The 21564-nt window shown below is 49.4% G+C and carries 17 protein-coding genes, 3 tRNA genes and 1 other annotated feature; of the genes, 7 read left to right on the top strand and 13 right to left on the bottom strand.

What is annotated here, in order from left to right; all coding sequences use genetic code 11:
• Positions 1-66: 66 nt before the first annotated feature.
• From FD09_RS14715 to FD09_RS14690, 5 genes are all read right to left on the bottom strand, one after another.
• Positions 67-390, bottom strand: coding sequence for an SHOCT domain-containing protein (locus tag FD09_RS14715; protein WP_083487998.1), 324 nt, complete (start codon positions 388-390; stop codon positions 67-69).
• 398 nt (positions 391-788) lie between these two features.
• Positions 789-1505, bottom strand: coding sequence for a pseudouridine synthase (locus FD09_RS14705; RefSeq protein WP_057822453.1), 717 nt, complete (start codon positions 1503-1505; stop codon positions 789-791).
• Positions 1505-3157, bottom strand: a complete 1653-nt coding sequence (locus tag FD09_RS14700) for a putative polysaccharide biosynthesis protein (protein ID WP_057822448.1) — start codon at positions 3155-3157, stop codon at positions 1505-1507. Before FD09_RS14700 ends, FD09_RS14705 begins: the two co-directional genes overlap by 1 nt.
• Before the next feature lie 147 nt (positions 3158-3304).
• Positions 3305-5716: a leucine--tRNA ligase gene (gene leuS / locus FD09_RS14695; protein ID WP_057822447.1), complete on the bottom strand. Its 2412-nt coding sequence runs from the start codon at positions 5714-5716 to the stop codon at positions 3305-3307.
• Positions 5717-5761: 45 nt separating this feature from the next.
• Positions 5762-5963, bottom strand: a binding site (T-box leader).
• 52 nt (positions 5964-6015) lie between these two features.
• A complete protein-coding gene (locus tag FD09_RS14690; protein ID WP_083487997.1) occupies positions 6016-7062 on the bottom strand; it encodes a glucosaminidase domain-containing protein in 1047 nt (348 codons plus the stop codon).
• A 101-nt stretch (positions 7063-7163) separates the two neighbouring features.
• On the opposite strand from FD09_RS14690, the gene FD09_RS14685 reads away from it, so the two are divergent.
• Positions 7164-7823, top strand: coding sequence for a phosphatase PAP2 family protein (locus FD09_RS14685; RefSeq protein WP_057822445.1), 660 nt, complete (start codon positions 7164-7166; stop codon positions 7821-7823).
• Here FD09_RS14685 and FD09_RS14680 read toward each other — a convergent pair.
• Together FD09_RS14680 and metK are read right to left on the bottom strand one after the other, a co-directional pair.
• A complete protein-coding gene (locus tag FD09_RS14680) occupies positions 7783-9300 on the bottom strand; it encodes an MDR family MFS transporter (protein ID WP_057822444.1) in 1518 nt (505 codons plus the stop codon). The two genes, FD09_RS14685 and FD09_RS14680, sit on opposite strands and share 41 nt — an antisense overlap.
• Positions 9301-9393: 93 nt before the next feature.
• Entirely contained in the window at positions 9394-10587 is a 1194-nt protein-coding gene (metK, locus tag FD09_RS14675; RefSeq protein WP_057822443.1) for a methionine adenosyltransferase, read from the bottom strand.
• Positions 10588-10811: 224 nt separating this feature from the next.
• On the opposite strand from metK, the gene FD09_RS14670 reads away from it, so the two are divergent.
• A complete protein-coding gene (locus tag FD09_RS14670) occupies positions 10812-11510 on the top strand; it encodes a hypothetical protein (protein ID WP_057822442.1) in 699 nt (232 codons plus the stop codon).
• A 33-nt stretch (positions 11511-11543) separates the two neighbouring features.
• On the opposite strand, the gene FD09_RS14665 is transcribed toward FD09_RS14670, so the two are convergent.
• The 4 genes from FD09_RS14665 to FD09_RS14650 all read right to left on the bottom strand — a co-directional run bounded on the left by FD09_RS14665 (position 11544) and on the right by FD09_RS14650 (position 13195).
• On the bottom strand, positions 11544-11792 hold the full coding sequence (locus FD09_RS14665; RefSeq protein WP_057822441.1) for a DUF1858 domain-containing protein: 249 nt from the start codon (positions 11790-11792) through the stop codon (positions 11544-11546).
• Positions 11793-11911: 119 nt separating this feature from the next.
• Positions 11912-11984 (bottom strand) — tRNA-Val (locus FD09_RS14660).
• A 4-nt stretch (positions 11985-11988) separates the two neighbouring features.
• A tRNA-Glu gene (locus FD09_RS14655) sits at positions 11989-12060 on the bottom strand.
• Positions 12061-12289: 229 nt separating this feature from the next.
• Positions 12290-13195, bottom strand: a complete 906-nt coding sequence (locus tag FD09_RS14650; RefSeq protein WP_057822440.1) for a phosphate ABC transporter substrate-binding protein — start codon at positions 13193-13195, stop codon at positions 12290-12292.
• Positions 13196-13570: 375 nt separating this feature from the next.
• Here FD09_RS14650 and FD09_RS14645 point away from each other — a divergent pair, with 375 nt between their 5' ends.
• From FD09_RS14645 to FD09_RS14625, 5 genes are all read left to right on the top strand, one after another.
• A complete protein-coding gene (locus tag FD09_RS14645; protein ID WP_057822439.1) occupies positions 13571-14506 on the top strand; it encodes an aspartate carbamoyltransferase catalytic subunit in 936 nt (311 codons plus the stop codon).
• Positions 14507-14530: 24 nt separating this feature from the next.
• The gene (locus tag FD09_RS14640; RefSeq protein WP_057822452.1) at positions 14531-15805 is read left to right on the top strand and encodes a dihydroorotase; all 1275 of its coding nucleotides are present in this window, start codon (positions 14531-14533) and stop codon (positions 15803-15805) included.
• A gap of 3 nt (positions 15806-15808) precedes the next feature.
• Positions 15809-16903, top strand: a complete 1095-nt coding sequence (locus FD09_RS14635; protein ID WP_057822451.1) for a carbamoyl phosphate synthase small subunit — start codon at positions 15809-15811, stop codon at positions 16901-16903.
• On the top strand, positions 16896-20105 hold the full coding sequence (gene carB / locus FD09_RS14630) for a carbamoyl-phosphate synthase large subunit (RefSeq protein ID WP_057822438.1): 3210 nt from the start codon (positions 16896-16898) through the stop codon (positions 20103-20105). Before FD09_RS14635 ends, carB begins: the two co-directional genes overlap by 8 nt.
• A gap of 86 nt (positions 20106-20191) precedes the next feature.
• Positions 20192-20794: a hypothetical protein gene (locus FD09_RS14625; protein WP_057822437.1), complete on the top strand. Its 603-nt coding sequence runs from the start codon at positions 20192-20194 to the stop codon at positions 20792-20794.
• A 63-nt stretch (positions 20795-20857) separates the two neighbouring features.
• Here the strand turns inward: FD09_RS14625 and FD09_RS14620 are convergent, their stop codons facing one another.
• Positions 20858-21340 (bottom strand): peptidoglycan amidohydrolase family protein, encoded by a 483-nt coding sequence (locus FD09_RS14620; RefSeq protein ID WP_057822436.1) that lies wholly within the window; start codon positions 21338-21340, stop codon positions 20858-20860.
• 71 nt (positions 21341-21411) lie between these two features.
• Positions 21412-21502: transfer RNA gene (locus tag FD09_RS14615), tRNA-Ser, on the bottom strand.
• Between the last annotated feature and the right edge of the window lie 62 nt (positions 21503-21564).

Below are 21564 nucleotides of genomic sequence, written 5' to 3'. Positions count from 1 at the left end.
ACAGGTTCGACTCCTGCCACCGGCATCAATTCGAAGGTTGCGAATATTCGCGATCTTTTTTTATGCTTAAAAATTGTCCCAGTTGTCACCGAGCAATTCCCGTTTCTTGCGGTCGTACTCTTCTGGCGTAATCGCACCGTCATCCAACAATTGCTTGTAGTCCTTGATTTTCGCAATCGTGGTCTGTTCCTGTTGGGCTGCCCGTTGTTCTTGTGCTGCTTGTTCCACCGCGTGCGCTTTTTGGCGGCTGATATACCACCAAGCGCCACCCGCAATGAGGACAATGGCCGCGATAATGTACCAATATTGAATGGCCAAAGCGAGTACCATCATCAAGATAAAAATCGTCCCACAACCGCCAAGCCAACCGCTGTTTGTTCCCCTACGCATGAATCGATCGCCCCTTTCTGCCGTTGTCTTTGCACCTTCATTGTATCAGCTCCGATTCTTGAAGGCATCACAAGTTGATATTGCTGAATAAATACGATTTTGAAAACAACAGTTTCTAAGCACTCCACTGGTGCTAAATTGTCCCATGAGTTTTCGGGAGAAAGAGGAAATGCCATGGGGAAGTGCAGTCTGGCGACCATTTTGTTGTCAAGGAGGGCTTTTCATTCCTTGGCCGTTTACGCATAATAGGTGCGGTCACTAGCGATAGTCTACTATCGCTAGGTTCGTTAGCCGTTGGCATCAGTGCGATCGGCGGCCATCATACTGACCGAACTAAAAAAGATTAAGAACATTCAAACTGAATACGTTAAAAAAGCGAACCCCGCGGGTTCGCTTTTTTAGTGTCTGGTCAATTCCGTCAATCGTTCCAAATTGGCAATCTCTGCTGGTGTCAGCGGCCGGGCATGTCCCTCTCGCAAGTCTGCAGGTAACGCGAGTGGTCCAAATTGTACTCGCTTTAAAGTGAGGACAGTGCGCCCCACTGCACCAAACATACGCTTCACCTGGTGAAATTTACCTTCGTGAATAGTCACCTGAGCCCGATTGTGGGTCAATGGCACTAATTCTGCTGGCGCTGCTGTGAAGTCTTTGAGACGAACGCCCTGGGCAAATTGGACCGCCTCTGACGCTCCTATCGCCGCATCTAATCCTGCCGTATAAACTTTGGCGACATGCCAGCGGGGACTCAGCAGACGATGAGCGAGCTCACCGTCATTGGTTAGCAACAGCAGCCCAGTCGTATCTTTGTCTAACCGCCCCACAGGAAATAAATCAGGGCGCTGCCACTTTTTGGGCAGCAATGTCATGACCGTGGCGGCCTGTTCATCCTTAGTGGCTGTGATCACCCCGGCTGGCTTATTCAGCAAGTAATAAAAGAATTGGATATATTGGACGATCACGCCATTGATCGCCACCACATCTTGGCCCGGATTCACCTTGGTCTTCGGATCTTTCACGGGGAGTTCGTTCACCGTCACCGTACCACTCCGGATAATTTTTTTCACCTCTGCCCGACTGCCCCGTTGCATGTCGGCAAGGAACTTATCCAGGCGCATCATTTCATATGCAGCCGGCGGCGAATACCGGCGACTCGAGCACCCAACAACCGATCAGCCACGCGGAAATGTAGAACAAGATAACCATAAATGGCTGCCCCGGCCCCAGCCGCCACCACTAATTCCACCATGGCTAATACCCGGTCATACGATGAGAAGCAGAAGTTCATGAGATACACAGCAATGTACACAACGGCAAACATAATGGTGGAAAATACCAGAATCTGAGTTGTATGGACAATGAGGTCCCCCATGCGGAAATGGAACTCCCGATAAAGCAGCGCTAACATGAAGACGCTGCTCACAAAAAAACCGACTGCTGTCGTTGCCAGCGGACCAAATACCCCGAAGAAGTAAATAAAAGAGTATTGCAGGCTAATCTTAAAAACCGCTCCATACAATAGATAACGAATCGCTTGCTTGTTGAGGTACACCCCTTGAAGGATCGCCGCCAACACAGTGAATAACCCAATGATGATGGCAATATAGGAATTGAACTGTAAGACCATGGTGCCCCATGGATCATAACGATAAAAAACAGTATTCAACGGCTGTGATACTGCGGCCATGCCCAGCGAACTCGGCAGCATCACGAAAAAGAAAAGCTCCAGTGTATTATTAATCTGTTCCCGAACGCTTTGCATATCCCGTCGGGCCAATGCGGAGGACAAAATGGGAACAACGGTGATGGCCATGGAAGTCGCCAACGAGACGATGATCATGATCAACTTGTTACTGTTGAATCCGAACAGCTGATACCAATAGTCATTTTCCGCCCTCGTCAATTTGTAAAAGATATCCATGAACGGATTAAAGGTGTACTGATCAAACATTTGATACAAGGATACACTGGCATCGAGAATAATGAATGGCGCTGCCTGCCGCATAATATCTGTGATGATTTGCCGCGTGGAGACGCTCAGATTTTGATCACTCTGCGCAATAGCTTCATTCATCCGGGGAGTCTGGCGCATGTACAAATATACCAAGTAAATTAAACCGACGGCCGCCCCAATGAACGCCGCAAAAGTCGAATGGGCCACCGCTGTGACATAATTACCGCCGATCATCTTCATGATGACGAAAGTAGATCCCAGAATATAAACTAGCCGCGCCACCTGTTCCAGTAACTGAGAAATCGCACTGGGCGCCATTTCTGAGAACCCCTGAAAGTAGCCGCGCAAAATACTCAAAGGCGGGATCAAAATCAGCGGCCAACTCAAGGATTGCAGAATCGGCGTCATCCGCGGATCCCCAGCGCCTAAAATTGGTGCACCAAAATAGAGAATCGCCGCTGCGACGAACCCCATACTACTCATGAGAATTAAGCCTTGATAAAACAAGCGACGAGATACTCCGTATTCATTCAATGAATTATAGTGGGAGATTTGCTTGGAAATTGCCCCAGGAATCCCCACCGTTGAAATAATGATGAATATGCTATAGATATTGTAACCACGGCCAAACAGCGCGTTGGCGGAATGAAAATGGGAGCCCATCCAGATGCCCCAGGGGATGACATAGATGGCACCCAGTACTCGGGAAATAATGCTGCCGGCGGTCATCCAGGCAGAACCCACCACTAAGGATTTACGGTCCGTGTTTGCGGCGTTTTGTCGCTGCACTGGCGCCGACTGCTTTTCTTCAGACATATTTGTTATCGCTCCTCATTCCCACGTTGTGATACTCACAATGTCCCTATTTTAACTAAGTTCCGCGTTGAAGGCTACCTCTTCCGGTCATCCTTGGCAAAAAAAATAACACGCCCCCTCAATTGGAGACGTGTTAATCAATCATTGTTACTTAACGACAATGTTGACGATCTTATTAGGCACAACGATCACCTTGCGCACAGTGCCGGTACCAATGAATTTTTGTACGTGTTCATCAGCCTCAGCTAACTTCTGCAATTCATCCTGGGTCGTATCCCGGGCAACATTCAACTTGCCCCGCATCTTCCCATTCACTTGCACGATAACTTCGACATTATCTTCGGTCAGCTGACTTGCATCGTAACTGGGCCACGGCGCCAATTGGACAGATTGATCATGGCCCAAGCGCTGCCATAATTCTTCCGCCATATGCGGTGCGATCGGTGCGAGTAATTGAACGAACCCATCCACATACTCGACAGGCAAATCATCCACTTTTTGAGCTTCATTGATGAAGATCATTAACTGCGAAATACCCGTATTGTAGTGCAGCTCAGCGAAATCATCAGTGACCTTTTTGACCGTCTGGTTGTAAACCTTTGTTAAGCGGCCGTCATTAATGGTGGTGATGCGATCGCGCAATTTATCTTCATCATCAATGAATAACCGCCATACCCGGTCGAGGAACTTCTTTGCTCCGTGCATGCCATCTTCACTCCAGGGTGTGGAGGCAGTTAACGGGCCCATGAACAATTCCATCAAACGGAAAGAATCGGCCCCGTATTCATGGATCACATCGTCAGGATTAACGACATTCCCCTTGGACTTGGACATCTTCTCGTGACCAGCCCCCAAAATCAATCCTTGGTTTACTAACCGTTGGAATGGTTCTTTGGTGGGTACCACGCCGATATCATATAGGAACTTGTGCCAGAACCGGGCATAAAGCAAATGCCGAGTGGCATGTTCCGCTCCGCCAATATACAGATCAACTGGCAGCCAGCGCTTCAATTTATCATAATCCGCCAGCTTATCGTTATTGTGGGGATCGATGAAGCGTAAGAAATACCATGAGGAACCCGCCCATTGCGGCATGGTGTTTGTTTCGCGCTTACCCTTGCGGCCGTTTTCATCCACCACATTAACCCAATCAGTCAAATTCGCCAATGGTCCCTCTGGTTTGCCAGACGGTTTGATTTCCGTCGCCTGGGGCAGCTTCAACGGTAATTCATCCTCAGGCACCAGCGAAGTCGTGCCGTCTTCCCAATGGATCACGGGAATGGGTTCGCCCCAATACCGCTGACGCGAGAATACCCAATCCTGCATATGGTAAGAAACTTTGCTTTCACCCACATGGTGATCGGTTAACCAGGCAATCATTTTCTGCATGGCTTCCGTCTTATGCAAGCCGTCCAGGAAATCTGAATTGATGTGTTCACCATCACCAGTAAAGGCTTCTTTGGTAATATCACCGCCGGCCAGGACCGGAATGATCGGTAAATCGTGAGCCTTAGCAAATGCATAATCACGGTCATCGTGGGCCGGAACAGACATAATCGCACCAGTGCCATACGCCGCCAATACGTAATCTGCAATCCAAATCGGCAGTTTCTTGCCATTCACGGGATTAATCGCATAAGCCCCGGTGAAAACGCCGGTCTTTTCCTTGTTCAATTCGGTCCGTTCTAATTCGCTCTTCCGCTCAGTCGCCTCAACATACTCATCCACCGCTGCTTTTTGCGCTGGTGTGGTAATTTGCTTGATGAGTTCATGCTCCGGGGCCAACACGGCATATGTGGCGCCAAAAAGCGTATCCGGACGAGTGGTAAACACATCAAAAGTGGCATCATTATCGGCCACTTGGAACGTGATGCGTGCCCCTTCTGACCGACCGATCCAGTTGCGCTGTTGCTCCTTGATGTTTTCTGGCCAGTCCAAATCGTCGAGATCGGCCAGCAGCCGATCAGCGTAAGCCGTAATCTTTAACATCCACTGGCGCATGGGCCGGCGATACACTGGATAGCCGCCGCGTTCGGTTTTGCCGTCTTCCACATCTTCGTTGGCAACCACAGTGCCCAAATCTGGGCTCCAGTTAACTGGTACCTCGGCTTCATAAGCCAGGCCTTTTTTATACAATTGTTCAAAAATCCATTGGGTCCATTTGTAGTAATTGGGATCAGTCGTATTGATTTCCCGGTTCCAATCGAAGGAAAGACCCATCGAATTCATTTGCCGCTTGAAGGTCTGAATATTGTGTTCTGTAAACGTAGCCGGATCATGGCCCGTCTTAATGGCATATTCTTCCGCCGGCAGACCAAACGCATCCCAACCCATTGGATGCAGCACATTAAAGCCTTGCGCCCGTTTCATCCGAGCAATCGCATCGGTTCCCAAATAACCATGGGGATGGCCGACATGTAAGCCTTGGCCAGAGGGATAAGGAAACATATCCAACACATAATACTTCGGTTTCTTAGGATCCTCTGTTGTTTTGAATGTCTGATGTTCTGCCCAATACCGCTGCCATTTCTTCTCGACGGTACGATGATTATATGCCATGTTGATCCTCCTTCAATAATAAAAAAAGCCCCACAGAGATTTCCTCCATAGGGCGATTGTTACCGCGGTGCCACCTATTGTTCGTCAAATTATTGACGCACTCTTGGGTTTAACGCACCCCACGGTCCAACCTACTGCGTTCAGTTGTACTGCCTATCTAATGAGTTCACTGTGGGGGTGTGGCTGCTCGCATCATCCGCAGCCTTTCTGAAACACAAGTCACAGTTACTAATTTAGACGCATTTAAACTTTAATGGATTGCCAATACTTTACCATACTGATGTATCTGAAACAAGGTCCTAACGCACTTTCAATGATTGTCCAACCAAAATCAGATTAGACTGCAAATCGTTGACACTCTTCAATTCATCCGCACTCATATGATATTGAGCAGAAATGCTGGCAATCGATTCACCGGCAGTGACCGTATGCGTATGGTCATAAGTGACCGGGGCTGGCTTAGCTGGTGCCGCTTTTGCAACGGTAGCCTGGGCGGCCGGCTGTGGAACTGGTGTGGGTACCCATGTTTCCTTAATCTTCAACACTTGGTTAGGATAAATCATCATCGTCCCGGCATCCAAATTATTCAACGACACAATCTGACTGATCGATACGCCAAACTTTGCTGCAATCGCGGAAACAGAATCACCTGCCTGCACGGTATAAGTGGTGGTCACCATCTTACCTGCCGGCCGATCGTAATCCGTTAGATGATACTTCTCGATCAGGTCATTCAAGTGGATATTATAATCCGTTGCGGTGGCGTAGCGGCCCGTCAAGAACTTCGTCACGTCTTGATAGGTCGGTGCAGCCTTCCTATGGGCACCTGCATACATCGGCTGATTCAATAGTGTCACGTAATCCTGGAGAGACTGCGCATAATTGTCGTAACGGCGAAAACCAGCATTAATTGTGTACCGTTTGCCAGTACCGTCATCTTCAGAAGTGCTCATGTTGACCGATTGGCCGTTGAAGCTGCCCTTGATCCCAAACAAGTTATAGTTTGGAGCAGCGCCCAAGCCGCTATTGCCCCAGCTGCTTTCGAGAATGGCTTGGGCAATCATCACGGATGCATACAAATCGTTTTTACCGGCCAAGTCTCGAGCGGTATCCCCAATTGATTTAATAAACGCCGCATGTTGCTGATTCACATCGGAAAAAATAGCAGTTTGATTAGGTGTCGCCACTACATCATCAGCAGCCTGGGCAGTATGTCCAGAAAACAACGCCCCCACAGTAATACTGGATACTGCGGCGACTGCGCCGGTCCCAGCTAGCACCTGCTTGCGCCGGCGTTGTTGACGGGCCACACGTAACGCTTTGATTCGTTTCACTCGACTAAGCAATATTCTTCACCCTTGTTCCAACGTTTTTTTCATCCATAAATCTATTATAATGGATTCACGCGCCTCTTGGGTGCAAAAACCGGAAAGGAAAATTGTGATTTATGAAACTACGTTTACGTCCGGCCCTTTTAGTTGCCATAAACTACGGCTTATTCATCGTTTTACTCATTGGCGTCGCGACCAACGCACCATTCATTACCGCGATTGACCATGCAGGGCAAAGATTGGCTGATTGGGTAACCAGTCCATCCATGACCCGCTTCATGATCAGTATCACGCAGACTGCCAATCCTTGGAGTCTGATCACCATCACGGCATTCATCGTAATGTTTTTGACCATCACCCATCGCTGGCGCTGGTCCGTTTTCGTTGCCGGTGCCGCCGCCATAGCAAGCCTGTTGAATATCGTGATCAAATTCATTATTCAACGTGCGCGACCGACTTTACCACACCTCATTGAACAAGGCGGTTACAGTTTTCCCAGCGGTCATTCGGACAGCAGTATCGCCGTCTACGGCGCGTTGATTCTTTTTTTGATCGTGACTTTTCGCCCTAGCTGGCAGCGCCATGTCGCAGTCATTTTATTGACTTTGTTCATTGTCACAATCGGCTTTTCCCGGATCTATGTGCATGTTCATTACCCCACCGATGTACTAGCCGGTTTCTTCCTTGGCTGGGGAGATGTTTGTGTATTGTGGCTCATCGCCCGGCGCACCTGGCTTAAGAATTCTGTTGTTCAGGTGCAGCCGAGGCAGCTTTAGCTTCCTTATGGGCGTGCATCCGCAGTTTCTCTGGAACGTCAAACAAATTGCAGATCAAAGCGATTACGATCACGCCAATTCCCACTAGGTAAACACCGTGGAGCCCACTGTACAGAATATTGTGCAGCGCGGGCAGCAAGTGCGCGGGCAAGTCCTTGGCGGTTTGCGGATCGATTAATTTATTCAGCATATCAGTGGTGATATTGCCATGGGCTTGCACCCCTTGCGCAAAGTGCGTGTTCAATACAATACCAAAGATGGAAACCATCAACGTTTGTCCCAATGTCCGGCTCAACGTATTAAACGAAGTTGCCACCCCCACTTCGGATTGGGTGACAGCGTTTTGCACAGTCACCGTTGTAATGGTGATAATTGTGCCAAATGCGATTCCCAACCAACCAGCAATCACTAAGAAGACCACAAATGGCGTCGTCACTGGCACAGTGGCCAATGCAATACCGCCGAGTAATAGCCAAATCAAGGCGATGGTGAGCAACCGTTTCGGACTCCACCGCACCAGCATGTGACCAGCCAGGAATGATCCGATGATCCACATCACCGAACTGGGGGTCACAGCAAACCCACCCATGGAAGCCGGCATTCCCAAGATACCCTGCATCCACATAGGCATATAGGATTCAAACCCGATTAAGAAGCCAGAGACCAGCGCGGCTACGCTGTTTTGAATGACGAATGAGCGATTTTGAAACAGCTTCAGGTCGATCACCGGGTCGCTGGCTTTTTGTTCCACCCGGAGAAAAATAACGAAACCAACGACGAAAATCACCAATGCGATCATGGCCACGAGCCGCTGGTTCGGATCTGTCAGCATCTGCAACCCGATCATCAACGCAAACAAAGTCGTCAGTAAACTGAATACACCGGGATAGTCGATATGGACCCGCTGACTGCGCCGTTCTTCAAAGAAGAAGAATTGGACCAGCGCGATCGTAATTAAGCCGATCGGTAAGTTGATGAAAAAGATCCAATGCCAGGACAGTTTTTCAACAATGAAACCACCCAGCAAAGGCGCCACCACGGACGCAATTCCCCAAGCGGAACCGTTGAAGCCCAGGACTTTAGCCCGTTTTTCAATGGGATAAATGTCTGCAATGATGGTAAACGTCACGGGTTGAATCGCCCCGGCGCCAATCCCCTGCAATGCCCGAAAAGCGATCAACTGAATCATGTTTTGTGCCAGTCCGGCCAAACACGAGCCCCCAATAAAAATCACTAGACCGACTAGCAACACAGGTTTGCGCCCAATGGCATCCGCTAACTTTCCGTATACAGGGGTGACCATGGCATTGGTCAATAAATAGATCGAAAAAACCCAGTTCATCAATTCCACGCCATGTAAATTGCCAATAATCGTTGGCATCGCCGTGGATACAATGGTCCCTTCGACGGCGGTCATGAAGGTGGCCACAAATATGGCCACCGTTGTAATAGCGACGTTCGTTTGTTTCTTTGTCATTATTTCACCGATTCCCCCTCATTTTTGAGCATAAAAAAGACGACCAACAGGAAAAACTCTGTTTGGTCGCCTCTTATACTCGTCGGTTACCGATCAGTTGTCTGTATGCAGCAACTTCTTCAAGGCAGGCACTTTATCCAAGTGCTCCCATGGTAAATCGACATCTGTACGTCCAAAATGGCCATAAGCAGCGGTTTGTTTGTAGATAGGCCGCTGCAAGTCAAGCATCTGAATGATACCGGCTGGCCGTAAATCAAAATTGTCACGAATTGCTTGTAAAATTGTATCTTCATCAATGGCATTAGTGCCAAACGTGTTCACCGCTAAAGATACAGGTTCCGCCACACCGATCGCATACGCAATCTGTACTTCGATCTGATGGGCCAACCCTGCAGCAACGATATTCTTGGCAATGTACCGAGCCGCATAACTCGCGGACCGATCTACTTTCGTTGGATCCTTACCAGAAAAAGCGCCGCCACCATGACGAGCAGTCCCGCCATAGGTATCCACAATGATCTTGCGACCAGTCAACCCGGAATCCCCTTGGGGACCGCCAATTACAAACCGGCCAGTGGGATTGATTAAAATCCGGGTTTGGCCGTCCATTAACTCACTGGGCACCACCGGCAAAATGATATGTTCGGTGACATCCTCCGTGATCGTTTGCAATGACACATCGGGATCGTGCTGAGTGCTCAAAACGATCGTGTGCACCCGTTCTGGTTTCCCATCCGCACCATACTCGATAGTGACTTGGGTCTTAGCATCGGGCCGCAAATACGGGATAATCCCTTCTTTGCGCACCTTTGCCGTGCGCCGCATCAGTTGATGGGCCAGTTCAATGGGTAATGGCATATACTCCGGCGTTTCATCCGTTGCATAACCAAACATCATCCCTTGGTCACCCGCACCGATACGATCCAGTGGATCATCATCTTGTTCACGGGCTTCTAAGGAGTCATCGACCCCTTGGGCAATATCGGGTGACTGCTCGTCAATGGCTAATAACACCGCCACGCTATCGCCATCAAAACCAATCCGATTGTCGGTATAACCGATATCTTTGATGGTTTGCCGCACCACGTGTTGAATGTCCACATAGGCGGTGGTTGAAATTTCCCCGGTCACGAGGACTAAGCCGGTCGTGACGACGGTTTCTGCAGCGACCCGGGCATCCGGGTCCTGCGCAATAATGGCATCTAAGATCGCATCGCTGATTTGGTCCGCAATCTTATCTGGATGCCCCTCAGAAACAGATTCTGAGGTAAATAATCGTTTTTCCAAAGGTTTCCCCCTCTTCGGTTACAAAGCCGGCACCGGCCGACTCATCGGGAATTTTAACTTACCTATCCTAACACAGATCTCTTTGAAACCCAACAATCAATGATTACTGGGAAAAATACACCAAATGACCGTTGACCAACTTCTGGTAAATCAGTAGGCTGATATTATTAAGTCCAACGGAAACAAGCACAACGACTGAATGATTACGAAGGGAAGAATGATGCATGCACAATGAAACAACGAAAGAACGGTGGGGCCATACTGTGGCTTACGTCGGGGTATTATGTTTGGCGCCCTGGTTATTGGCTTGGAAAAGCGCTCAATACGCGCATTTCATCCCCCTAGTTCTGACGTCCTTGTTGGCCATCGCCAACGTGCTTTACATCGATTGGCTGATTCCTCGCCATCCCAAACGCAATCTCCAGATCATCTGGTTGATTTTGAACTTGATTGGCGGCGTGACGGTCGGTTGGCGAGGAAACTGGTTTATGGCTGCCCTGATCGTTTTGGCTGCCATTCTTTGGGTACTGCCTAATTCGTTGGCCCAACAACCATTGGAGCTAAAACTATTACCGATCATCGCAGATGGTTTGGCACCTTTAATCTTGAGTGTGGTGCTCTATGACTCTGCAGAGGGGGCGCTCTTCATACCTGCACTGATTTGGCCGCTGCTCAGTTTCCTTACTCTTGCCGCCACGAGTACAATGGCGACGATCAGTCGCGGTCCCATTCGGCTGACCGTCGCCCTGGGGACCAGCGTAGTGGTTTTCGTCATTGGTGCATTAACAGCCCATTTATCTCCGCTGATCTTATTATTACCCATCGCCGCACTCTTACTCAGCATCATGCCCCAGCGAAAAAGATACTGGTCACCGGCCATCCTCAGCATCGCCAGTATAATTTATTGTTTAATGGCCCGTTAGTCCCACCACCAGGGGTGCCGGTCACGGTAGGTGTTAATATCGTTTGATTGGTCGACCGTCATCGATCACTTCATAACCGTCGTCAGTCAATGCCGCCTTTATTTTTTTCAAGTCAAAATCCATCATCTGTGCTCCCTTGCGTAATGAGACAAACCGTCCCACGGTGTTCAACATGGCCTGATCACCAATGGCATTGAACCCCAGCCGGACCATCAGCGGCACTATCTTCGGATTGTGTTTTACCAGTTCATAAACTGGTGTATCGACATTAATCGTTGACATGTATTGGTTGCTCCTTATTGATCCGTCCTCAGCATAACGGCACATCCTGAGATGTGCCGTCACTAAACCAAAAAGCAGGTCGCTAAGCAAAAATGCTCAGCGACCTGCTTAATTCTTGATGGAGGCTACAGGGCTCGAACCTGTGACCCTCTGCTTGTAAGGCAGACGCTCTCCCAGCTGAGCTAAGCCTCCATAACAGCCCGTACGGGATTTGAACCCATGTTACTGCCGTGAAAAGGCAGTGTCTTAACCACTTGACTAACGGACCAAATGATTAACCATGCTCCCGCAGAAAACAGTATACCGGATGGCGCGTGGAAAAGGCAAGCAGTTTATAAAGAAAGTTTGAAAAAAGGGTACGACGAAGTGAAATGCCCCATAATTGTTGAATAGAAAATCCAACAATTATGAGGCATTTCATTTTTTGCAAAGATTGGTGTTGGGGAATACCCCGATAATGGGAGTTATCGGTGGTAGTGGCGGACGCTGCCGACGTCCTACTTATCGGTGACTTTGTTGTTGGCGTCTTTCACCACCTTCATGTCGTGAATGTTGATGTAGCCTAATTTCTTAACAGCACCTTTTTGAACATCAGCGGACTGCATATACTTGATAAAGTCTTTGGTTGCTGCATCGATCTTTGTAGGTGTGTACATGTGTTCATAAGACCAGATCTTCCACTTATCGGTAGTGACATTGGCATCTGTGGGTTGAACACCATCCACACTGAGTGATTGGATATCGCTATTGAAGTAGGAGAATGCCAGATAGCTAATCGCCCCAGGAGTTGTCGCAACGATCTTTTGGACCGTCCCGTTGGAATCTTGTTCCAAGGACTTCACAGCCGCCTTGCCATCTAATACAGCCGCTTCAAAAGTGGCCCGCGTACCGCTGCCTTCCGCTCGGTTAACTACGGTAATCTTTTGATCTTTACCGCCAACTTCTTTCCAGTTCGTGATTTTGCCGGTGAAGATATCACGAAGCTGGCTCATGGTTAAGTTCTTGACGCCAACATCTTTGTTGGCTACCGGACCCATCCCGACAACCGCCACCTGGTGGTCTACGATCTTACTGGCATCAATTCCGCTCTTTTGTTCTGCGAAGATATCTGAGTTACCAATATTAACGGAGCCTTGTGCGACTTGGCCCAACCCGGTACCAGAACCGCCGCCTTGAATATTAATAGAGACGTTGGGGTGCTTGGCTGTGTAATCTTTTGCGACAGCTTCCGCTAAGGGTTGCAGCGCGGTTGACCCAACAGCCACAACCTTTCCAGAAGTGGTGCTTGTCTGTTGTTGTCCTTTTGCTGAACTGCTCTTGGAGGACGCGCTTTGATTACCGCATCCCGCTAACACTGCACCCAGCGTCATGACAATCGCACCGATCAAAATACCCTTTTTCATCAAAAATACACCTCATTTATTCTTTCCTTCATTTCGGAACACCCTTAGTGTACTGGACGCGATTCAAGATCTCGCGATAATTGCGTAAACAGGACGTAAAATGTGATGTGATTCGTAACGGAAGCGTAAATACCCGAATGATGATTGTATTTTGTGCCGGACTGCATGTTGACACGTTCTAGTTAATCAGTTAAGCTGAATTCAAATTTAAGAACCTTTAATTGAGTCCAGAGAGGCTTGGAAGGTTGCGGTGCGCCGCACGTGTCAGAGCGAGTATGCAAAATCGCCTTCTATCTGAATGGATGGAAGGCGATTTTTTTATACCTCGCCATACGCCTCCAGGTTCAAAAATAAAATAAAGAAGGCTGTTATTCGATGTTTACGAATTTTGTTTCCGCCCACCAAGTATCCACTAACGATGCCCAGGCGCTGATTGATCGTGCTGAAGCGTTCAAAGCCGGCACCCCCGCGCCCGCCCACCAACCCGTTTATGCCGCTAATTTATTTTTTGAGAATAGCACCCGGACGCATACCAGCTTTGAGATGGCCGAACGCAAATTAGGACTCACTGTCATTCCCTTTGATCCCGGGCATTCCTCTGTGACAAAGGGAGAGACATTACGGGATACGATTAAAACATTGGCGGCCATTGGTATCAATATCGCCGTGATCCGCCACCCCGAAGACACCTATTATGAACAGCTGCTGGATGTCAGTCCGACTTTGGCCATGGTCAACGCCGGCGACGGCGCTGGCCAGCACCCTTCGCAAATGATGTTGGACCTCATGACGATCCACGAGGAGTTCGGTGACTTTACCGGTCTCAAGATTGGGATTGTCGGTGACCTTTCCCATTCCCGGGTCGCCCATTCAGATGCCGATATGCTGACTCGATTAGGCGCCCAGGTGATGTTCTCCGGCCCTAAACAATGGTTTAGCCCCGAGTACCAGCAATTTGGCCCCTATGTACCGCTTCAGGAATTGGTGCCGCAGGTGGATGTCCTCATGCTTTTACGGGTGCAGCTGGAACGGTTCAATAATAACGAAAATGCCGCGTTCTCCAAGGAAAGTTACCATGCACAATATGGGGTTACGGAACAATTAGCCCAAACCATGAAGCCGTCCGCCATCTTCATGCATCCCGCCCCAGTGAATCGGGATGTGGAGCTGGCCTCAGTCTTAGTGGATGGACCGCAATCCCGGATCTTCACACAAATGCACAATGGCGTCTTCATGCGTATGGCCATGCTGGAAGCTGTCATGCAAGCCCGCCACTTCGGCGCAGTTCCCGCCCACTCACTCAACCACTAGGAGGTTGCCATGCGTTCACAGAATCTGTTGATCAAAAATGCCCATGTCGTTGGGCCAGAAACATTCAATGGTGATATTCGCATCCACCAAGGGATCATTACCACCATCGGTCAAGATTTGTCCGTTTCGCCAGATGAAACTGTTCTGGATGCCTCCGGGCAAACTGTGTTGCCTGGGTTAGTGGATGTCCACGTCCATTTCCGGGATCCTGGCCAAACTGATAAAGAAACCATCAGCACCGGCAGCCGTGCCGCCGCCCATGGCGGTTTTACCTCAGTGGTCGCAATGCCTAACGTCACCCCGGTGCCAGATAATGCAGCGGATCTAAAAGCTCTACTGACGAAAAACGTACAGGATGGGGTTGTGCATGTCCATCAGTACGCACCCATTACTATGGCATTGCACAGTAATCAATTGGTTGATTTTGAACGATTCAACCAGTTAGGCGTCTTTGGCTTTTCTAACGATGGTGTCGGCGTCCAACAGGCGGCCACGATGAAGGCAGCCATGGCGGCCTGTGCCGCCGTGGACGCACCGCTAGCAGCCCACATTGAAGATGAGAGTTTACGCGGTGACGGTGTCATGAACGCCGGTCCCGTAGCTAAGGGTTTAGGCTTACCCGGAATGAGTAATCAAACTGAGTCCAGTCAACTGGCCCGGGATCTGGATCTGGCCGCCGCCACTGGGGTTCATTACCATGCCTGTCACATTTCGACTCGCCAGAGTGTGGCTTTAATTCGCCAGGCCAAAGCTGCTGGCGTTCATGTGACTGCCGAGGTGACGCCGCACCACTTATTATTAGAAGACACCGATATTATCGGCGACGATCCAAATTTCAAAATGAACCCACCTCTGCGCAGTCATGCCGACCGCTTGGCGGTGATTGGCGGCCTGCTGGATGGCACCTTAGACATGGTAGCCACGGATCATGCCCCACACACCATTGCGGATAAGGGCGGCACCATGAAGACAGCCGCATTCGGGATTGTCGGTCTAGAAACGGCGTTTGCTTTACTCTACTCCCGATTCGTGCGCAGCGGCCGAATGACGTTACTTGAATTGGTCGATAAAATGAGCACCACCCCTGCGACGGCGTTCAAATTGCCCGCTGGCCATATTCAAATCGGTGCACCGGCCGATCTCACCGTGATGAATTTAGAAACGCCCTATCAAATCAACCCAAATACTTGGTTCTCAAAAGGAGTCAACTCTCCGTTCATCGGCGAAACAGTGTACGGCCAAACTGTCGCGACTATCGTGAGCGGTAAAATTGTGTATCAACAGAAAGAAGGACGGTAATTGATGGAACGCGACCTGGTTTTAGCGGACGGTACCATTTTTCATGGTGAGGCAATCGGTGCTAATGTGCGTACTTTGGGTGAACTGGTATTTAATACTGGCATGAGCGGTTACCAAGAAACTTTGACTGATCAAAGTTACAACGGCCAAATCATCGTCTTCACGTATCCCTTGATCGGCAATGCCGGAATTAACCGGGATGATTACGAAACCATTCAACCCACTGTTAAGGGCGTCGTAGTTCGAGAAACCGCCAACGTCACAGGTAATTGGCGAGCCGAGATGACCCTGTCTGAATATCTTCAGGAAGTGGGCGTGCCTGGGATCACAGGTGTGGACACTCGAGCCTTAACCAAGAAACTGCGGACCGTGGGGACGATGAAAGCAATGCTTGTCGATCACGCCACAGAAGAGTCGGTAAACGAAATTAAGCACACGGTGCTTCCCACTAATCAAGTACTCACTAGCGCCACCAAGACGCCTTTCCCTGTGCCCGGCACGGGCCGTAAGGTGGTCGTAGTCGACTTTGGCTTCAAACAAAGTATTTTGCGGGAGTTAACCAAACGCCAATGCAATGTCATCGTGGTCCCGCCAAAAACCACTGCCTCAGAAATCAAGCACTTAGATCCCGACGGTGTGCTCCTTTCTAACGGACCCGGCAACCCGAAAGACGTGGGCTATGCTTTGCCGATGATTCAAGCCGTCCAAGGAAAAATTCCTTTGTTTGGCATTTGTCTCGGCCATCAACTGTTTGCCTTAGCCAATGGCGCAGACACATTCAAAATGAAATTTGGCCACCGCGGTTTTAATCATCCCGTCCGGGAAATTGCCACAGGAAGGATTGACTTCACCAGTCAAAACCACGGCTACGCGGTCGATCCCGCATCCATCAACCGCGACCAGCTCATGATCACACATGAAGAAATCAACGACCACACTGTCGAAGGCTTGCGCCATCGCGAATACCCGGCCTTCTCCGTGCAGTTTCATCCAGATGCCAATCCTGGCCCCCACGATGCCGATCATTTATTCGATGACTTCATGGATATGATGTCAACATTCAAACAACAAGGAAAGGGAGTCACAGCCCATGCCTAAGCGGCAAGACATTCACAAGATTCTGGTCATTGGTTCCGGCCCGATCATTATTGGTCAGGCCGCAGAGTTTGATTATTCTGGCACTCAGGCCTGTCTCGCCTTGCGCGAAGAAGGCTATGAAGTGATCCTAGTCAATTCCAATCCGGCCACTATTATGACTGACAAGGAAATCGCGGATAAAGTCTATATCGAACCGCTGACGATCGAATTTGTTTCGCGGATTTTACGCAAAGAACTCCCCGACGCCATCCTACCCACACTGGGGGGACAAATTGGCTTAAACTTAGCCATGGAATTGTCCAAAACCGGCATTCTGGACGCTTTGCATATCGAATTACTGGGCACCAAACTGGACGCTATTGATCAAGCTGAAGATCGGGAGAAATTCAAAGAACTCATGCAAAAATTGGGCGAACCGATCCCGGAATCCCACATTGCGACCACCATGGAAGAATCGTTCCAGGTCGCTCATACCATTGGTTACCCCGTCATTATCCGTCCCGCCTTCACCATGGGCGGCACCGGCGGCGGCATTGCTCATAATGACGAGGAACTCCAAACCATTGCGGAGAATGGCTTAAGCTTGAGTCCGGTCACCCAAATCCTGATTGAACAATCCATTGCCGGCTTTAAGGAAATCGAATTTGAAGTGATGCGGGATGCCGCCGATAACGCCATCGTCGTGTGTAACATGGAAAACTTCGATCCGGTCGGTGTTCACACTGGTGACTCCGTCGTTTTTGCACCCGTCCAAACCCTTACGGATAAAGAAGTTCAGATGTTACGGGATGCCTCATTACGCATCATCCGTGCATTAAAGATCGAAGGCGGCTGTAACGTTCAGCTGGCATTAGATCCAAACTCCTTCCAATACTATATTATTGAAGTGAATCCCCGGGTTTCCCGCTCCAGTGCGTTGGCATCGAAGGCCACCGGTTATCCAATTGCAAAAATGGCAGCAAAAATTGCTGTTGGTCTGCACTTGGATGAAATCAAGAACCCAATTACTAAAGCAACTTACGCCGAATTTGAACCGATGTTGGATTATGTCGTTTGCAAAATCCCGCGCTTTCCGTTCGACAAGTTCGAACATGGTGACCGGACGCTAGGAACACAGATGAAGGCCACTGGTGAGGTCATGGCCATCGGCCGCAATATCGAAGAATCCCTGCTTAAAGCGACCCGGTCACTTGAAGTTGGGGCCACCCATCTTTACCGGGAAAAATATCGACACGTCAGCGAGCAGGATCTATCCGACCACATCATTACGCCGACTGACGAACGGCTCTTTTATCTGGCAGAGGCGTTCCGACGAGACTACAAGATCAACGAAGTGGCAGAATTATCGCATATTAATCCGTTTTTCCTAGCAAAGATCCAGCATATTGTGGTCTTGGAACACACCCTACAGGCCCACGTCGCTGACTTACCCACTCTTTGGCAGGCCAAACGTAACGGCTTTGCAGATGCGACCATTGGCCGCCTGTGGCACACCACTGCTGAGACTATTCGGGCACTGCGGCAACAGCATCAGCTCACTCCGGTCTACAAGATGGTCGATACGTGTGCCGGCGAATTTGCCTCCACAACGCCTTATTTTTACAGCACCTATGAGCAAGAAACCGAAAGCAAGCGAACAGATCGGCCCAGCATCTTGGTCATCGGTTCCGGTCCGATCCGTATCGGTCAAGGGGTTGAATTCGATTACGCCACCGTCCACTCTGTGAAGGCGATTCAACGTGCCGGTTACGAAGCAATTATCATGAACAGTAATCCGGAAACGGTCTCCACTGACTTCTCAATTTCGGACAAATTGTACTTTGAACCACTGACCCTAGAAGACGTCTTAAACGTCATCGATTTAGAAAAGCCACTGGGGGTAATCGTTCAATTCGGTGGTCAAACTGCCATCAATCTGGCTGAACCACTGGTGGCCCATGGTGTGAAAATTCTGGGCACCAGTGTGGCCGACTTGAATCGAGCAGAAGATCGCGATCTCTTCGATGCGGTCATCAAGAATTTGGAGATCCCCCAACCCATCGGCGGCACTGCCACAACGAAAGATCAGGCTTTAGCCGTGGCAGAGCGCGTCGGTTATCCGGTCTTGGTTCGTCCCTCTTATGTCTTAGGCGGTCGGGCGATGGAAATCGTCCATGATGCACAAGAATTGGCGCATTATATTGATGAAGCCGTAGCCGTCTCCCACGATCACCCTGTGCTGATCGATCAATATTTGGTGGGTCGAGAATGTGAAGTTGACGCTTTATGCGACGGCGATCACGTCGTGATTCCCGGTATCATGGAGCATATTGAACGGGCTGGTGTACATTCCGGTGATTCTATGGCCGTTTATCCTAGCCAACACTTTGATCAGTACATCATCGACCACATCACTTCATACACCACTGAACTGGCCCGAGCTTTGGGCTGCATCGGCATCATGAATGTCCAATTCATCGTCCATGACCATCAAGTCTATTGTATCGAAGTGAATCCCCGGGCCAGTCGGACTGTGCCCTTTCTCAGCAAAGTGACCAATATTGCCATGGCACAGGTGGCCACCCGAGCAATCCTGGGTCAATCGCTCATTGACCAGGGACTCAAGCCCGGTCTGCAGCCCCATCATGGTGAAATTCACGTGAAGGCGCCTGTCTTTAGCTTCAATAAACTGGATAAAGTCGACAGTCTGCTTGGACCGGAGATGAAATCCACTGGTGAAGTCATGGGTAGCGATACAACACTTGCCAAGGCCCTCTACAAGGCTTTTGAAGCAAGTCATACGCATTTACCCGCCTTTGGTACAGTATTGCTGACAGTGAAGGATAGCGACAAAACAGAGGCCATCAAACTAGCCCAGCGGTTCCACGAAGTCGGTTATCAAATTGCCGCCACTGCTGGTACCGCCCAAGCGTTAAAAGCCGCTGGTATCCGCACCATTACGATGGCGAAAGTCAGTGATACAACCATAGCCGATTGGCATGACGTCAATGGCTACGACACCGATATTCTGGATGCCATCGCCAATCAGCGTCTCCAATTGGTCATCAATACCATGTCCATGGATCGTACCAGTACCAGCGATGGTTTCCAGATTCGCCAAGCCGCAATTCAACATGACGTACCCCTGATGACTAGCCTTGATACGGCGAACGCCATCTTAAAAGTCTTAGAAGCGCGCAGCTTTACTACTCAACCAATTTAGACAAAAAAGCTTCCCCGAATACAATTCGAGGAAGCTTATTTATTTCTGTGTGGTAAACTAAATTAAAACATTCGAGGAGGTTTATTATGGCTGTTGCACCGCAAACTGCAGTTTTTGATTTAGTCCACTATAATGTCACGGCCGGTGATGACCACGAACAACGGTACATCGATTTCAATGCGTACCATTCTGTGCCTGTTCAAATCAATTTTGGGATTGTCCCTACGGCATTGGGTCAATTACGTATCAATGACCACACCATTGACTTGGGCAGCAATGTGCCCGCCGAGGACCGCATTAAAGTATTCGTTTCAACGATTTTGATTGTTCCCCCGGCCAAGGACGAAGACGATGATCCCGCCACGGCACCCGCTGCTTTCCGGGCCACAACGGATCGTCAAATAACGGCGATCCCTGACGATCATCGGTTGGACCAACAACGTCTTTATAATTTGGAGGCAAATTTGGAACTCAATCCAGACAATATGGACATTGCCAGCGATCTCACGCCCGGGTCTTTCTTTGTAGCAGAAATATCCTGGTCCACCGATTATTTGGAACAAATCTTACAACCACAAATGCAACCGGGGCAAAACTCGCCGAAGGATGCACATGACTTAGCATTGACACTGAATGCCATCGATTCCATTCGGTTACCGGTACGTTTTGAGATGGATAGTCTTTCATAAGGGTTTTAATCCCTTACTCTCCACATTGAAAGTAAATAAAAAGCCGCAATAATCTGCGGCTTTTTATTTATCCAAAACTTGTTGATTAGCACGGGCATTGGCCGCATCATAGCGATACGCCCGATAATACGGCCGGTGGGCCTTCTCCCAGAATGCATGGTATTGATCTATTGCAATGCCGTTTTCTGGATAATTACAATTAATGATCTCCCGTTCATTCACGAAAATACCCGTATGGCCGTTACCGCCAGCAGACTGACTCTTCTCACCCCAAATAAAGACATCGCCCCGTTGAGCCGACCAAGCGCCGTTGCTGGCAATCTCGATAAAGCCATTATAGGCAAGCCATGCCGGCAGCGTGTCCGTATCTAGCACATAACCCGCATCGGTAGCACCACCTGCCCGTAACGCGGCATACAGCGCCCCAGAACAATCAGCGGTACCATCGGCGCCAGTGCGGCTGCCTGCCATTGAGTAAGTAATCCGGTGGGATTGTAACACTACCATATATCCAATCACTTGGTCCAGATTAATCGATTTGGTCATTGTCAGTTCCTCCAGTTAAAAAAATCCCACAAACACGGGTGGGTGTTTGTGGGACCGGTGAAGCTCAGTTACGGAGAGTGAGGGATTCGAACCCTCGATACAGGTTAATGCCCGTATACATGATTTCCAATCATGCTCCTTCGGCCTCTCGGACAACTCTCCAGGTCGAAATCATGATGCACGATCTACTCGTCCCATCAACTCCGGTTGTCAGACTCGAACTG

The organism is Schleiferilactobacillus perolens DSM 12744 (assembly GCF_001435585.1).
Lineage (GTDB): Bacteria > Bacillota > Bacilli > Lactobacillales > Lactobacillaceae > Schleiferilactobacillus > Schleiferilactobacillus perolens.
The sequence above is the reverse complement of the archived record's forward strand: the minus strand, read 5'-3'. Positions and strand labels throughout refer to the sequence as shown.

Bases quoted from the DNA above. Each gene is read 5' to 3' on its own strand.
- FD09_RS14715 (WP_083487998.1), bottom strand. From the start codon at position 390: ATGCGTAGGGGAACAAACAGCGGTTGGCTTGGCGGTTGTGGGACGATT.
- FD09_RS14700 (WP_057822448.1), bottom strand. From the start codon at position 3,157: ATGTCTGAAGAAAAGCAGTCGGCGCCAGTGCAGCGACAAAACGCCGCA.
- leuS (WP_057822447.1), bottom strand. From the start codon at position 5,716: ATGGCATATAATCATCGTACCGTCGAGAAGAAATGGCAGCGGTATTGG.
- FD09_RS14680 (WP_057822444.1), bottom strand. From the start codon at position 9,300: ATGACAAAGAAACAAACGAACGTCGCTATTACAACGGTGGCCATATTT.
- carB (WP_057822438.1), top strand. From the start codon at position 16,896: ATGCCTAAGCGGCAAGACATTCACAAGATTCTGGTCATTGGTTCCGGC.
- FD09_RS14635 (WP_057822451.1), top strand. From the start codon at position 15,809: ATGGAACGCGACCTGGTTTTAGCGGACGGTACCATTTTTCATGGTGAG.
- FD09_RS14625 (WP_057822437.1), top strand. From the start codon at position 20,192: ATGGCTGTTGCACCGCAAACTGCAGTTTTTGATTTAGTCCACTATAAT.
- FD09_RS14705 (WP_057822453.1), bottom strand. From the start codon at position 1,505: ATGCGCCTGGATAAGTTCCTTGCCGACATGCAACGGGGCAGTCGGGCA.
- FD09_RS14620 (WP_057822436.1), bottom strand. From the start codon at position 21,340: ATGACCAAATCGATTAATCTGGACCAAGTGATTGGATATATGGTAGTG.
- FD09_RS14685 (WP_057822445.1), top strand. From the start codon at position 7,164: ATGAAACTACGTTTACGTCCGGCCCTTTTAGTTGCCATAAACTACGGC.
- FD09_RS14670 (WP_057822442.1), top strand. From the start codon at position 10,812: ATGCACAATGAAACAACGAAAGAACGGTGGGGCCATACTGTGGCTTAC.
- FD09_RS14645 (WP_057822439.1), top strand. From the start codon at position 13,571: ATGTTTACGAATTTTGTTTCCGCCCACCAAGTATCCACTAACGATGCC.
- FD09_RS14665 (WP_057822441.1), bottom strand. From the start codon at position 11,792: ATGTCAACGATTAATGTCGATACACCAGTTTATGAACTGGTAAAACAC.
- FD09_RS14650 (WP_057822440.1), bottom strand. From the start codon at position 13,195: ATGAAAAAGGGTATTTTGATCGGTGCGATTGTCATGACGCTGGGTGCA.